The 14,062-nt window shown below is 67.1% G+C and carries 12 protein-coding genes; 7 read left to right on the forward strand and 5 right to left on the reverse strand.

Annotated features, from left to right (window positions below):
* Nucleotides 1-47: 47 nt before the first annotated feature.
* Nucleotides 48-503, reverse strand: coding sequence for a hypothetical protein (locus KVT39_RS02145; RefSeq protein WP_217587492.1), 456 nt, complete (start codon nt 501-503; stop codon nt 48-50).
* A gap of 65 nt (nt 504-568) precedes the next feature.
* Between KVT39_RS02145 and KVT39_RS02150 the strand changes: the two genes are divergently transcribed.
* Entirely contained in the window at nt 569-844 is a 276-nt protein-coding gene (locus tag KVT39_RS02150) for a hypothetical protein (protein WP_217587500.1), read from the forward strand.
* A gap of 323 nt (nt 845-1,167) precedes the next feature.
* Here KVT39_RS02150 and KVT39_RS02155 read toward each other — a convergent pair whose 3' ends face one another.
* The 3 genes from KVT39_RS02155 to KVT39_RS02165 form a co-directional block, all read right to left on the reverse strand.
* A complete protein-coding gene (locus KVT39_RS02155) occupies nt 1,168-2,004 on the reverse strand; it encodes a hypothetical protein (protein WP_217587502.1) in 837 nt (278 codons plus the stop codon).
* 386 nt (nt 2,005-2,390) lie between these two features.
* The gene (locus KVT39_RS02160) at nt 2,391-3,950 is read right to left on the reverse strand and encodes a trypsin-like peptidase domain-containing protein (RefSeq protein WP_217587504.1); all 1,560 of its coding nucleotides are present in this window, start codon (nt 3,948-3,950) and stop codon (nt 2,391-2,393) included.
* A gap of 215 nt (nt 3,951-4,165) precedes the next feature.
* Complete coding sequence (locus tag KVT39_RS02165) at nt 4,166-5,638, reverse strand: PLP-dependent aminotransferase family protein (RefSeq protein WP_217587506.1); 1,473 nt, start codon at nt 5,636-5,638, stop codon at nt 4,166-4,168.
* 167 nt (nt 5,639-5,805) lie between these two features.
* Between KVT39_RS02165 and KVT39_RS02170 the strand changes: the two genes are divergently transcribed.
* Nucleotides 5,806-7,008, forward strand: a complete 1,203-nt coding sequence (locus tag KVT39_RS02170) for a GNAT family N-acetyltransferase (RefSeq protein ID WP_217587514.1) — start codon at nt 5,806-5,808, stop codon at nt 7,006-7,008.
* Nucleotides 7,009-7,032: 24 nt separating this feature from the next.
* Here KVT39_RS02170 and KVT39_RS02175 read toward each other — a convergent pair whose 3' ends face one another.
* A complete protein-coding gene (locus KVT39_RS02175) occupies nt 7,033-7,518 on the reverse strand; it encodes a DUF3331 domain-containing protein (protein ID WP_217587938.1) in 486 nt (161 codons plus the stop codon).
* Nucleotides 7,519-7,750: 232 nt separating this feature from the next.
* On the opposite strand from KVT39_RS02175, the gene KVT39_RS02180 reads away from it, so the two are divergent.
* The 5 genes from KVT39_RS02180 (at nt 7,751) to KVT39_RS02200 (ending at nt 14,034) form a co-directional block, all read left to right on the forward strand.
* Entirely contained in the window at nt 7,751-8,488 is a 738-nt protein-coding gene (locus tag KVT39_RS02180; RefSeq protein WP_217587516.1) for a GNAT family N-acetyltransferase, read from the forward strand.
* Nucleotides 8,489-8,832: 344 nt separating this feature from the next.
* Nucleotides 8,833-9,897: a 2,3-butanediol dehydrogenase gene (locus KVT39_RS02185; RefSeq protein ID WP_034180228.1), complete on the forward strand. Its 1,065-nt coding sequence runs from the start codon at nt 8,833-8,835 to the stop codon at nt 9,895-9,897.
* A 444-nt stretch (nt 9,898-10,341) separates the two neighbouring features.
* Nucleotides 10,342-12,279: a HAMP domain-containing histidine kinase gene (locus KVT39_RS02190; RefSeq protein WP_217587523.1), complete on the forward strand. Its 1,938-nt coding sequence runs from the start codon at nt 10,342-10,344 to the stop codon at nt 12,277-12,279.
* Nucleotides 12,280-12,421: 142 nt separating this feature from the next.
* Nucleotides 12,422-13,078, forward strand: a complete 657-nt coding sequence (locus KVT39_RS02195; protein ID WP_072439081.1) for a VC0807 family protein — start codon at nt 12,422-12,424, stop codon at nt 13,076-13,078.
* A gap of 89 nt (nt 13,079-13,167) precedes the next feature.
* Nucleotides 13,168-14,034, forward strand: a complete 867-nt coding sequence (locus KVT39_RS02200; RefSeq protein WP_217587612.1) for a CPBP family intramembrane glutamic endopeptidase — start codon at nt 13,168-13,170, stop codon at nt 14,032-14,034.
* The last annotated feature ends 28 nt before the right edge of the window (nt 14,035-14,062 follow it).

Consider the following 14,062-nt stretch of genomic DNA (forward strand, 5'->3'; position numbering starts at 1 on the left):
GCGGTGTCCTCGTCTGGCGCGTCGGCGATCTCCGCCGTGCCCTCGCGTCAAGAGCGGCCCATGGCACTCGATCCCGTCGCGCTCTTGCTTGCTACAAAACACCACGCCAAGAAGACCGCACCGGCTCCGCTCTCCTCGTGGACCTTCGCTCCCCTCGCCAGCTTGCTCGTGAATCTGGGAAAACGTTCGGTGAAGGCCTCCGCGCTGCCCACCGCGGTCAGCCCCGGCTCGCGCACGGCGCGTGTCGTGCCCCCGAGCCAAAGCAGCCGCAGAGCTTCCATGCGCGCCGGCGCCCACGTCCGGAACGAGGCAGAAAACAGAGTCGCCGTGACCCGCGCTGTCGTCGCCCTCAGATCAACAAACGGCTGTCGCTGCAGTGAGCGCGCTGCGCGCGAATCATCGCCCACGGCATCAATCTTGGCCGCGTCGAGCAGGCCCGCGTATTCGTGTTCGACACCAGTTTCGATGTCGATACCGCTATCGCCGCGCTCGACGCGGCCCATGCGGTCGGTGCGGCGCCACGCTCACCGACGCTCAGCGAAAGGACGGTCGGGGGAAAGCGGCCTAGATGACCGAACTACTCTGCTACCTGCCGTTGGGTTGGTCGCAACGCGACCGTCGGCAACGGGTCGATCTGCACCGGTCGCGCGTCACAGGGCGGCGGCCGGCCGCGTTCGGCCAATTACCGCTATTCAACATCGCCGACATTCAGTCATTCAAACGACTGCTTCGCTCAAACAGTCGGACCTCACGATCGTTTCTCAATGAAGCCAATATGGGACAACTAGAGCGCTTAGAGAAACGACAACACACCATGTTTTATACCTTCACTCGTCGTCAATAATAGCGTCGCGACGAGGCTTAGACGTATCAAGCACATCAACACGCTTAAGATGATTTCACCACATAGCGCGCATATCAGAACGCTTAGCCGAACCGAAACCGACTCCATTGCGAACAGACGCATTAACTCTACCAAAGGCACTTGTCGCGTATGGGCGTGAACGGCATACATCTTCAGAAGCGGAGATTTTCGGGTTTTTGTCATTCTGTGACCTCATAGAACTGATCTTGTCGTCAGTGTCTGTCTACGAGTCGCGTAGTGGAAGCCCAGTGCATGTAGGATGCGCAATTTGCTCGCTCGGTGCGCACCCTACATGCAGGGTGCTATCCCGCCTTCTTTTTTCTCCAGTCCCGCACCCAGCGAGCAATAACGACCTCACTTTGGAGCGATTCAGGCCATTTGTCGCACATATCGCGAGCGAAGGCCGCCGCACTTGGATACTTTGAGGGAGACTGCTCCCACATCTGCCACAGTTCGTACACCTTATGCTTCACTATCTGGATCGGAGATTTCGTATGCCTTGCTCTTGCAGCGCGCGCCATGCGCTCACGGCTAGACTCCATCTCGAAGTACAAGGCCATTTCCATATGGTTGCTCCAACGCGCAATCGACGCGAACTGCCATGCCAGTCCTAGCTCGTACAGCGCACGTTCCTTGTTTTTCGACTTGAAGTGCACGATCAACTGATCTAAAACCGCCAAACCAGTAGCCGCACAGAGATTCCCTATCGTCGCAAATGGTTCTTCCGAAAATTCGAGAACTGAATACCTCGCCAGCGAGAGGTAAGGACCATCGTCCGACTCGCTACACTCGTGCCAACTTTCAAACATGACCAAGAGAGATTCGAGAGGCGTACCTCCGTCTCGAAGCACGATATTCGCAAGACACTCATCCGTGGAAATCTTGCGGGACCGATGGGCGGAACGCCAAATCTGATTCCATATCTCGACAGACCAATCGACGAATCTCTGCGTATCTTCGAGTTTGTGTTCGAACATCCTCACGTGGATTCGACCGTCTTGCGCCGTTTCAGTGAAGTCGTAACCTCGGACCTGTTCACTCAACTCCAGTGCCACCGAGGCGAGATAGTCCGGAAACCGCGCCGAAGCTTCATGCGAGAGATACGCCGTAAGAAGCGCGCTTTCGAATTTGTATCCCATGTGTCGGTCCATTGTTCGATGCGTCGCCGAGAATACCAGAATAGGATTTGATAGGTACCGCCGTTCGCCCAGCGACCGCTCCTAGACGCCCGCAGGCGTACAGTGCGCACGACCGTTGCAGCTTAGAACCGGCCATCGCTTCCCCTCAAGTGCATAGGACCGCTCCGGGTCGGCAAGCGACACCCACTGAATTCCACGAAGCCCCCCAAAAAAGCCCCCGAACGAGTCGTGGGCGCATGAGTGCCCGCTCGGCACCGCTACCGGACCCTGCGCCAGCGTACAACTACGATAAAGAACGCCGCTTTCATTCGGAACGGCTCCTGAATGCCTGACCGTCTGCCAGCGATACTGGACGATGACAGCCGCACGACGCCAGCCACGCCGCCCTACCGCACCCGCACCGACACGAACTTCCGCGCGTTATTACGCTGGATCAGCAGCGCGATCACGCTGCCGTTCGCTTCGAGCGACTGCACGTCGTCTGGCGTCTCGAGCAGCGTGTCGTTGATCTCGAGCACGACATCGCCCGGCTGGATGCCCGCCCTCGCTGCCGGGCCGTGCACCGCGTCCACCATCATCCCGACAGCGAGCCCCGTCGAGCGGCGCTCGTCGTCGCTCAGCGCATGCATCGTCAGCCCCAGGCGATCGCCGCCTTCGCCCGCCGCCGGCCCCGGCCGTGCAGCGGCCTTCGGCGCAACCATGCCGACTGTCGTGCCCGCGCTGCCGGCCGCGTCGTCGGCGCCCGTGATCGTCAGCATCACCGGCGCGCGCTTGCGAATCACCCGCAGCGACACCTTCTCGCCGGGTGACAGCGCGGCGGCCAGGTCGTTCAGTTCGGCCGAGCGGCCGATCGCCTTGTCGCCCAGCTTCACGATCACATCGCCGGGCTTCACGCCGGCCGCGGCGGCCGGCGAACCGGACGCGACGCCGTTGACGAGCGCGCCCGCCGGACGCGGCAGCCCGAACGCCGCGGCCAGCCCGATGCCGACATCCTGCACGTCGACGCCGAACGCGTTGACTGACGGCGCGCCCTGCGCCGGCGCCTGAGCCTGCGCCTGTTGCGCCTGCATCTGCGTCTGTAGCTGCGCACGCACCTTTGCCGCGAACGCGATCGGGATCGCGAACGTCATGCTCGCGTAGCGGTCGGCGCCCGTATAGACCTGCACCGCGATGCCGATCACGTCGCCCGCGCGATTGAACACGGGGCCGCCCGAGTTGTCGGGATTCGGCGCGATATCGGTTTCGAAGAACGGAAACGCGCTGCCGTCCGGCAGCCGGTGCGACGTCGCGCTGACGATGCCGGCCGTGACCGTGTTGCCCGATCCGTCCGGCGCACCGATCGTCATCACCGGTTCGCCCGCACGCACCTTCGCCGAATCGCCGATGCGCACGAACGGCAGCTTCGTTGCGCTGACACGCAACACGGCGACGTCGCTTTGCGGATCGACGGCCAGCACCGTCGCCTTGAATTCGCGGCGGTCGGTGAGCCGCACCGTCACGTCGGTCGCATCGTCGACCACGTGCGCGGACGTCAGGATCAGGCCGTCGGCGCTGACGATGAATCCCGAGCCGCTGCCCGATACCGCGCGCAGCGCCGTGTCGGGCGGCGGCGCCTGCGAGCCCTGCGCGGGCGCCGGCGCGCCGCGCCGGAAGAACGCGGCAAGCGGATCGTCGGGATCGAGCATCGCGAAGGACGGCCCGCCGGCCTGCTGGTCGGGCGCGGCGGTCATGATGGTCACGACCGCCGGGCCGTAGCGGTCGACGATCGCCGGAAAATCGACCGGCATCGCGTAAGGCGCGGCGGCCGGCCTTTCCTTCATGGCAGGTTTGACGGGCGGTGCGAGGGTCCCCGCAATGGCGGCTGGCGGCGGTAGCAAGAAACCGGCAAACACGCCGCCGATCAACGCGGTGCGAAGCACGGCGCGAGCAAGCGTCTGGCGAACCACGGTGCACCTCCCCCGGCAGTCGCGGCGCCGACTTGCGCGAGACGCGCAGGCACCCGACAAGCACCGGTACACGCATCCATTTATACTCCACGCGGCCCGATGAAACATACGAATCGAAACCCGCATGCCGGGTGATTCAGCGGCCGCGGAGCCGCGACGGCGTTCGTTTCGAACAAAGCGCGCGATTCGTCAATCCGCACAAGTCCGGCGACCGTTCAATCCCCGCCGACCCGCTCCGCGATCGCCGACAACGTCCGCAACATCGGCTCGAACGCATCGGCCGACGTATTGCCGAAGCCGAGCACGAGCCCGTTGGCCGCCGACTCCGCATGAATCGAAAAACCCGACAGCGGAAACGGCCCGATGCCATGCGCGCGCGCCGCGTCGACGATCGCGCGGTCGCGGTAACGCGCGGGCAGCCGCAGCGCGAGATGCAATCCGCACGGCCCGCCCTCGACCTGGTGCGGCACGCTCAGGCTGCCGTCGAGCGCGGCGAGCAGCAACCGACGCCGGTCGCGATACAGCCGGCGCATCCGCCCCAGATGCCGGCCGTATTCGCCCGTCTCGATGAAATCGGCCAGCGCGAGCTGCACATGGCGCGTGCCGCCGCGCAGCATCTCCGGCAACACCGTCCGCACGGCGGCCAGCAGCGCCTCGGGCAGCACCAGAAAACCGATCCGCAGCGCCGGAAACATCGTCTTGCTGAACGAGCCGAGATAGACCACCGGCGAATCGGGCGCGAGCCCGTGCATCGCGCCGATCGGCTCGCCGGTGTGACGGAATTCGCTGTCGTAGTCGTCCTCGATGATCCACGCGCGATGCCGGCGCGCGGCATCGATCAGCGCGAGCCGCCGCGAGATCGACAGCACGGCGCCGGTCGGGAACTGGTTCGACGGCGTCGTATAGACGAGGCGCGGCGTCCGCTCGCGCCAGTCGTCCTCTTCCGCGCGCAGCCCTTCGGCGTCGACCGGCATCGGCACGACATCGAGGTCGGCTGCCTGCATCGCGGTGCGCGCGCCGCGATAGCCGGGCTCCTCGACCCACACCGTCTCGCCCGGGTTCGTCAGCAACTGCGCGCACAGCGCAATCGCGCCCTGCGCGCCTTCGGTGATCACGATCTGCTCGGGATCGCAGCGCACGCCGCGCGTCACGGCCAGGTGCCGCGCGATCGATTCGCGCAGCGCGCGTTCGCCGAGCGGATCGCCATAGGCGAGCAAGTCGCGGGCGGCACGGCGCAGCGCGCGGTCGATCGCGTGCCGCCACGCATCCACCGGGAAATGCGACAGCGCGGGCACGCCCGGCCGGAAGCCCTCCGATTCGCCGCTGCCGACGAGGCTCGGGCGAATCCGGCCGAGCCGCTGCGCGACGGCCGGCGGCGCGGCACGCCGGCGCGGCGGCGCCGGCCGCGACAGCCCGACCACGCGCGTGCCGCGGCGGTCGGACTGCAGGAAGCCTTCGGCAACGAGCTGCTCGTAGACGGCGGCCGTCGTATTGCGCGACACGCCGAGCGTCTCGGCCAGCGCGCGCGTGCCGGGCAGCCGCGTGCCGGCGGGCATCGCACCGCCGAGAATCGCGTCGCGCACGCGGCGCAGCAACTGGCGCTGCAGCGAAGGCGCGCCCGGCGTGCGCGCCAGCGGCGCGTCGAGCGGCAGCAACGGAGAGTCGCCGGAAGGAAAGGCAGTCGTCATCGGAACATCGCAGCGTGAAAGTGTCGGAGCACGGCGCACGGCTAGTGGCGCCCGTGGCGTGGCACCATAAATTTGCCGATATGTGGCGCTTTTCATGGTACCTCACCGCGACTACGATCGTCTGCATGCCGGCATGTCGCCGGCCGCCAACCGAAGCGAGATCGACCTTGTCCACGCTCACCAACGCCTTCCAGCAACCCATCGGCCACCCCGTTCCCGACTGGTCCGCGCGCCCACGCCCCGAGCGCATCGTGCTCGAGGGCCGCTACTGCCGGCTCGAGCCGCTCGACGCCGAGCGTCACGCGGCCGACCTGTATGCGGCCTACGCGCAGGCGCCCGACGGCAGCGACTGGACCTATCTCGCGCACGGGCCGTACGCCGACGAATCGGGCTACCGCGACTACGCGCGCGGTGCGCAGGCGAGCGCCGATCCGCTGCACTACACGGTGATCGACGTTGCCACGGGCCGTGCGGTCGGCACGCTCGCGCTGATGCGCATCGATCCGGCCAACGGCGTGATCGAGGTCGGCTCCGTCACGTTCTCGCCGCTGCTCAAGCGCACGCCCGTGTCGACCGAAGCGCAGTACCTGCTGATGAAGTACGCGTTCGACACGCTCGGCTACCGGCGCTACGAATGGAAATGCGACGACCTGAACGCGCCGTCGCGCAAGGCGGCCGCGCGGCTCGGCTTCCGCTACGAAGGCACGTTCCGGCAGGCGATCGTCTACAAGGGCCGCAGTCGCGACACCGCGTGGTATTCGATCGTCGACGGCGAATGGCCGGCTGTACGCGCCGCGTTCGACGCGTGGCTCGCGCCGGAGAACTTCGACGCACAGGGCGAGCAGCGCCGGTCGCTCACCGCGATCCGCCACGCGCAGGCGAACGCGCGCGACGCGGCCGCCCGCGCGAACGACGCGACGCGCGTCACGGTGCGCCCGCTCGTCGCCGCCGACGAAGCTGCGTGGCGCCCGCTGTGGCAGGGTTATCAGAAGTTCTACGACACCGCGCTGAGCGATGCCGTGTTCGCGACGACGTGGGCGCGCCTGATGGATCCAGCCGAGCCGATGTTCGTGCTCGGTGCATTCGACGCATCGGGCGCGCTGGTCGGGATCGTGCATTCGATCTACCACCGCTCGTGCTGGACCGAAGGGCCGTACTGCTACCTGCAGGACCTGTACACGGCGCCCGACGCACGCGGGCAAGGCGCGGGCGGCGCGCTGATCGAGGCCGTGTACGAACGCGCCCGCGAAGCCGGCGCGAGCCGCGTGTACTGGCTCACGCATGAAACCAACACGACCGCGCGCGCGCTGTACGACAGGCTCGCGAACAATGCCGGGTTCATCCAGTACCGGCACGATCTGAAGAAGTAACGCGGCGCAGCGGCCGGCCGGCGTTCAGTCGAGAACGTCGGCCGGGTCCCGTGAAGCGTCGTCCTCGGGCGCAACGTCCGCCCGCGCCGCGCCGGCCGCGCACGGCACCGACGCCGGGCAGATCATCTCGTCGCCATTCGCGGGCACGGGCCGCCGCACCGGCCGGAACACCGGCTCGCCGGGCTCGATCGACCGCCCCGAGATCGCACAGCGGCCCGGCTGCAATGCGACACGCAGGCGCCAGCGCTGCTCGCCGTAATGGCAACGGCCGCTCTCGACCCAGCGAATCAGCAATCCGTCATCACCGGCCTCGAGCACCGTGACGAACAGTTGCGGGCGCAACGGCGACACCGCGGCCGCGGCATGCTCCCGAACCGGCGCGGGGCCGATCGTCACGAGCGGATGCCCGACGCCGCCGCCGTGCAGTGGCATCGCATCGTGTTCGCCAGATGCCGGCGCTTCGCACGACACATCTTCTTCGCAGATCGGGCTTTCCATGGTGTTCGGCATGCTTGAAGGATTGACGTGCAGGTTGAACGGCACCGGCGCTAGTCCGATCGCCGCGCCGGCGACGGCGGCCGCGATCGGACTGGCGCACATGATACAAATTGAAGTTCACTTCAAGTAAAGGAAAAGTTGCGCAACGATGCGTTTCGCCGATCGCTGTAATGGGCCGGCGCGACAGCGACGGCATCCTGATCTAAGCTGTCGGCTTCGCCCCGACGCCGCCGCGTACATACGCATGCCGACTGCCTCCCCCGCTGACGCCACGCTTCCGCTCGACTCGGTCTGGTCGACCTTCCTCCACCGCAAGGCCGCCGTGCGCACCTTCATCGCCGGGTACTGCGCCGCGCGCGACCGGCGCGACGCGCCGCTGCACGACAGCCCGGACGGCCACGTCGTACAGTTCGATGGCGGCATGGGCCGGCCTTTCGAGCATTTCATGATCGAGGGCGCGCCCGTGTGCAGCGACGGCCCGTTCGCCGTCGGCGCATGGATCACGCGCTATGGCGCCGCGCCGCTGCCGCCCGCGCTGCAAGGCAGGACGCGCCGGCTGTCGGACGAGCATTTCATGGCCGCCGATATCGGCGTGCTGTCCGGCGACGACGCCCTCGCGAAAGCACTCGCCTGTCGCACGTCGGGTGATATCGACGCGTTCAATGCGAGCGCCCCATTTCCGCCGCTCCGGCCGAATCCGGCCGCGTTCCTGTTCGCGCACCGGCTGGACGAGCAAATCGCGGCCACCGCGCGCTACGGCTTCGCGTCGGCGCGCGATATCGTCGTCGACCGGGTCGGGACGGCGGACGCATACCGGCGCCGTGGCCTCGCAATGCAGTTGCTCGCCGCGATCGTCGCGCACGCGCGCCAACGTGGCGCGCGGCGTGTGTGGCTCGTGTCGACCGAGGCCGGTCAGCCGCTGTACCGCGCCGCCGGATTCACGCCGCTCGCGCCGGTCGCGGTGGACGAAGTCGTCGCCTGAGCGCGCTTCGAATCGCACCAACGCCGTTCGTCTCGCGATTCGTCTCATTTCGCTGAGACGAACGTCCCGGCGTCTCACCCGGCCCGCGACTTCGCAACCGCAGCAAATTCACGCACGGACTCTCGTCTTATCGCTTCCTGCAAACGTGTAGCGCAATAGTGCATCGCACTCTTCCGCCCCTCTCCGACCACCCCGCACCGCCCCGATTCACGCTGGCCCCGTTCCTGCATACCGTTCGATCGCGCAATCGCGCGACGGGCGCACCGGCAGCGACGCCTCACGCCCGACGACAACCTGACGGAGACAGCAACGTGAGTACACCGGCACCGACTACCGCCCGCAGCATGAAAGCCGCCGTCTGGCGCGGCCGCCACGACATCCGCGTCGAAGAGGTTCCCGTTCCGGAGCGCCCGCCGGCCGGCTGGGTCACGATTCGCGTGCACTGGTGCGGCATCTGCGGCTCCGACCTGCACGAATACGTCGCGGGCCCCGTGTTCATCCCGGTCGATGCGCCGCATCCGCTGACGGGATTGAAGGGCCAGTGCATCCTCGGCCACGAGTTCAGCGGCGAGATCGCCGAACTCGGCGCGGGCGTGACGGGCTTCGCGGTCGGCGACCGCGTGACGGCCGATGCGTGCCAGCATTGCGGCACCTGCTGGTATTGCAGGCACGGGCTGTACAACATCTGCGAAAACCTCGCGTTCACCGGGCTGATGAACAACGGCGCGTTCGCCGAATACGTGAACGTGCCGGCCGAGCTGCTGTACAAGCTGCCCGACAACTTCCCGACCGAAGCCGGCGCGCTGATCGAACCGCTCGCGGTCGGGCTGCACGCGGTGAAGAAAGCCGGCAACATCGTCGGGCAGACCGTCGTCGTGGTCGGCGCGGGCACGATCGGCCTGTGCACGATCATGTGCGCGAAGGCCGCCGGCGCCGGGCGCGTGATCGCGCTCGAAATGTCGGCCGCGCGCAAGCAGAAGGCGCTGGAGGTCGGCGCGAGCGTCGTCATCGATCCGAAGACGTCCGACGCGATCGCGGAAGTCAAGGCGCTGACGGGCGGCTACGGCGCCGACGTGTCGTTCGAGTGCATCGGGCACACGGCCACCGCGAAACTGGCGATCGACGTGATCCGCAAGGCCGGCAAGTCGGTGATGGTCGGCATCTTCGAGGAACCGACGTCGTTCAACTTCTTCGACATCGTGTCGACCGAGAAGGAAGTGATCGGCTCGCTCGCATACAACGGCGAATTCGCGGACGTGATCCGCTTCATCGCGGACGGCCGCATCGACGTGCAGCCGCTCATCACCGGACGCATCGCGCTCGGCGACATCGTCACGCAAGGCTTCGAAGAACTGGTCAACCACAAGGACCGGAACGTGAAAATCATCGTCCAGCCTGCCGTCGCCTGACGGCGCACGCGGCCGCGGCAACGATTCGTGCCGCGGCACGCGTGCCGTTGTTCCTCCCGCAAGAGTCGCCCCGCACATGGGCGACGCAAACGTTTGCCGAACGATTCCCCTCCAGCGCCCTCTTCCCTGCTGTCGTCATCCGAAGCGATTTCAAGCCGTTCTCCGGCCATACACGGCGATTCAAAACATTCGCAATCCAAACCATTAGCCGCAACACCCCACCCGTCGAACCAGAGATCAGGGTTTCCCCCGAGTCAAGCACGATTCATCCGGTGTCGACAGGAAGGTGGCGCAAGGCGATCCTGTGCAACGCGCGATCCGGCATCCCGGTCAGGATCGTTGCCGCCGCGTGACGGCGAAATACCTGTTGAACCTCACGGCGCAACGGCGCCGACAGGCCGAGAACCCGGGCCTACCCGGGATAGCTTGCAAACATGACGCGTCATGAATATGTCATTTAATCGGGAATACGCAAACAACGGTCGATCGCTGACGATCCAGCAGAAGACGCATATCGGCTTCGCGCTCGTCACCACGCTGCTGGCCTTGCTGTGCGGCACGATCGTCTGGGGAAGTTTCCGGCAATACCGGCAGGAAAACGCCGACCTGCAAGGCTTCGAATTAATCCACGGCGCGATGGTCGCGGCCAACATGATCTCGGCCGAGCGCGGCCCGACGAACGACCTGCTGGTACGCCTGCAGCACGACGAAGCGACGGAAGTGCGCAACCTGCTCGCCGCGCGTGCGCGATCCGACGAGGCGCTCGAACACTTTCGCGCCGGCATCGGGCAGGCGAGCGCACTCGACGATCGCAAGCGCGGCAACCTGCTGCACGCGCTCGACGCGATCCGGGTCACGCTCGCCGACGCACGCGCGGAAGTCGACGCGCTCGACGCACGGCCGCTCGCGTCACGGACCGTTCACGATATCCAGCACGCGCAGGCGCACCTGTTCCGGGCCGTCGACACGGTTTCGTTACTGATCGACGGCGCGATGACCGATACGGCAATGCGCGACCCGCACACGTCGGGCGCGATCCTGCTGGCGCGGCTGCTGAGCGACCTCCGGGAATACGCGGGGCGCACGGGTTCGCTGCTCATTGCCCCGATGTTCGCGCGGCAGCCGCTCGACCGCGCGCAGTTCGCGGACATCATGCGGATGCGCGGACGCATCGAGCAATTGCGCGCATTGGTCGACGGCGCGATCGGCGCGCAGCTCGACGATGTCGACGTGGCGCGCGAGTATGCACAGCTGAACGCGGCGTTCGACACTCATCTTCTCCCGCTCGTCGACACGATCGTCGCGAACGGCCAGACTGGCGCCTACACGATGAGCGCCGCCGATTTTTCCAGGACGATCGTCCCGTACTTCCGGCCGTGCGAACTGCTGCGCGACCGTGTCATCGACGTTGCCCGGCGTCGTGTCATTTCGGACCGGAACACGGCCCGGATCAAGGTTGCGATGTCGGCGTTCGCGACGGCGCTCAGCATCGCGATCCTGTTCTCGCTCGCGCGCGGCACGCAGCGGCTGCTGTCGAAGCCGCTCGATACGCTCGGCCGCCGGATCATCGCGCTCAGCAACGGCGATACGGCTCACGTCGCGATGCCGCGCGGAATCGCGCCCGAGATCACCCGCATTCATCAAGCGCTGGAAATCTTGCGCAACGCTTACGTACGCCGCGACATGCTCGAGCGCCAGCGCAACGACATGCTGACGCTGTTCTCGCACGACATGCGCGCGCCGCTGACGTCGCTGATCATCCTGATCGCCACGCAGGAACAGCATGCGGACGACGCGCAGAAGAAGCGGCAGTTCGCGAGAATCGGCAAACTCGTGCGGCACACGCTGGCGATGGCCGACGGTTTCGCTCAGCTGTCGCGTGCGGAGGCCAGCGAATACGAGCGCGTGCCGGTCAACCTCGCCGACCTGATGAACGAGGCGCGCGACGCGGTGTGGCCGCACGCGCACCAGAAGCTCATTTCGATGGACGACGTGCCGCGCCGCGACGACGCGATCGTGCTCGGCGACCCGGCCCTGCTGTCGCGCGCGCTGATCAACCTGCTGGACAACGCGATCAAGTACAGCGCATCGCTGACGAGCGTCGAATGCCGGGTCGAGCCGAGCGCCGACGGCAAGACCGTGCGCTGCACGATTCGCGACAGCGGATGCGGGATCAGCAGCACGGACCAGACGCGGCTGTTCGAGCGCTACCGGCGCTTTCGCACCGCAGGACAACCGGAAACCGGCGGCGTCGGGCTCGGCATGGCGTTCGTCAAGGCGGTCGTCGAACGGCACGCAGGCGAGATCCACGTGCATAGCGTCGTGCGGCACGGCACCACGGTCACGATCACGCTGCCGGCAACCCCAATGCGTGATGCGTGACCAACGCGCCGGCGGCGAACGGCCGTTGCAACACCGCAGCCCGGCGCGATTCTTCGATATACTGGACCGAACCCTTTTCAGGGCAACCGCGGGCAACCACGCCCGTCGCGCGTTCGCCCCAACCTGCGTGGAATTGCGTACCGTGAAACCGCGAGCCGGCCTGATTCTCGAACTCTTCGTCAACCTGCTGCTGCCCTGGGTCGCGTACCGGGTCGCGCATCCGTATTTCGGCGAAACCGGCGCGCTTTACGCGTCGGCGGTTCCGCCGATCATCTGGTCGATTGTCGAATTCGTCCGCTCGCGCCGCGTCGACGCGGTGGCGGCCGTCGTGCTGCTCGGCATCGCGCTGTCGATCGCCGGAATGGCGTTCGGCGGCAGCCCGCGCACGCTGCTGATGCGCGAGTCGCTCGCGTCGGGCACGATCGGCATCGTGTTCCTGCTGTCCCTGTTCCGCGAACGTCCGCTGATCTTCTATCTGGCCCGCGCCACCGTGGCGCGGGAAATGGCCGGCGGCGCCGCGCACTTCGAATCGGTCTGGGCCGCACAGCCGGGGCTGCGGCAGATGCTCCGCCGGATGACCTTCGTATGGGGCGCCTTCATGACGCTGGAGATGCTGCTGCGCTGCTGGATGGTCGTGACCTGGCCCGTCGAGCGCGTGCTGGTCGTGTCGCCGATCATGGGCTACACCGTGTTCGGCTGTCTGCTGATGTGGACATTCTGGTACCGGCGGCGGATGCGCGTGCGCAACAGCGTCGACATCCCGACCCGCGACGGCGTCACCGAGGTCGCCGGCCGCTGACGGCCGACCGGCCGGCGCCGGCCCGGCGGCATGTCGCCGCGCCTGCTGTATGATGCGCGGCGTCTTGTCCGACCTATGCGTTTCCTGTCATGTCCCTTTCGCTCCTTCCGTGCGCCACGATCTGGCTCGCCCTGTTCGCGGCCGCCGCACTCGTGTGGCATCGCCCGCAGCACGGCCTGAGCCTCATTCTGGCCGTGCTCGGCTATGCCGGCGCGCTGGCGTTCGGCAAGCTCGAACCGGTCGCGCTGGCGCCGCTAGCGCTGCTGGCCGCGGCCGCGTGGGGCGTGTCGCCTGCGCGCCCGCTCGCGGTGCGGATCGCCGCGCACGCGGTATTTGCCGCGCTCGCGATCGCGCTGAACCTGCACCTGATCCCCGGTTTCCACAATCCGCTCGTGATCGCCCCGACGCGCTTCACGCCGGACGCCGTGCCGTTCACGATGTACCTGAATCTCGACAAGCCGCTGGTCGGCCTGTGGCTGCTGTGGGTGCTGCCGTGGGTCGCACCCGATGTCGCGCTGTCGCGCGCGCTGCGCACGGGCGCAGTGGCGGCCGTCGCGACGGCCGCCGCATGTCTGGCCGGCGCGCTCGCGTTCGGGATGGTCGGCTGGGCGCCCAAATGGCCGGCGTCGGGCTGGCTGTGGCTCGTGAACAACCTGCTGCTCGTGACGCTCGCCGAGGAAGCGCTGTTCCGCGGCTACGTGCAAGGCGGGCTGACGCGCGCGCTCCGCGCGTTCGCATGGGGCCCGTGGGCCGCGCTCGCGATCGGCGCGGTGCTGTTCGGCGCCGCGCACGCGGCCGGCGGCTGGCAATGGATCGTGCTCGGCACGGCGGCCGGCGTCGGCTACGGCCTCGCGTGGCGGCGCGGCGGACTGCTCGCCTCCGCGCTCGCGCATGCGGGGCTGAACGTCGTCCACTTCGGCCTGTTCACCTACCCGATGCTCGACGCTGCGCGCTGATCCCGGCGCGCGGCGCCGCCCGTCGAGA

This window comes from Burkholderia sp. GbtcB21, assembly GCF_019091065.1.
Lineage (GTDB): Bacteria > Pseudomonadota > Gammaproteobacteria > Burkholderiales > Burkholderiaceae > Burkholderia > Burkholderia pyrrocinia_C.

Coding starts and splice junctions, on each gene's coding strand:
- KVT39_RS02175 (WP_217587938.1), bottom strand. CDS start 7,518: ATGCCGAACACCATGGAAAGCCCGATCTGCGAAGAAGATGTGTCGTGC.
- KVT39_RS02145 (WP_217587492.1), bottom strand. CDS start 503: ATGGGCCGCGTCGAGCGCGGCGATAGCGGTATCGACATCGAAACTGGT.
- KVT39_RS02180 (WP_217587516.1), top strand. CDS start 7,751: ATGCCGACTGCCTCCCCCGCTGACGCCACGCTTCCGCTCGACTCGGTC.
- KVT39_RS02185 (WP_034180228.1), top strand. CDS start 8,833: ATGAAAGCCGCCGTCTGGCGCGGCCGCCACGACATCCGCGTCGAAGAG.
- KVT39_RS02150 (WP_217587500.1), top strand. CDS start 569: ATGACCGAACTACTCTGCTACCTGCCGTTGGGTTGGTCGCAACGCGAC.
- KVT39_RS02165 (WP_217587506.1), bottom strand. CDS start 5,638: ATGACGACTGCCTTTCCTTCCGGCGACTCTCCGTTGCTGCCGCTCGAC.
- KVT39_RS02155 (WP_217587502.1), bottom strand. CDS start 2,004: ATGGGATACAAATTCGAAAGCGCGCTTCTTACGGCGTATCTCTCGCAT.
- KVT39_RS02190 (WP_217587523.1), top strand. CDS start 10,342: ATGAATATGTCATTTAATCGGGAATACGCAAACAACGGTCGATCGCTG.
- KVT39_RS02200 (WP_217587612.1), top strand. CDS start 13,168: ATGTCCCTTTCGCTCCTTCCGTGCGCCACGATCTGGCTCGCCCTGTTC.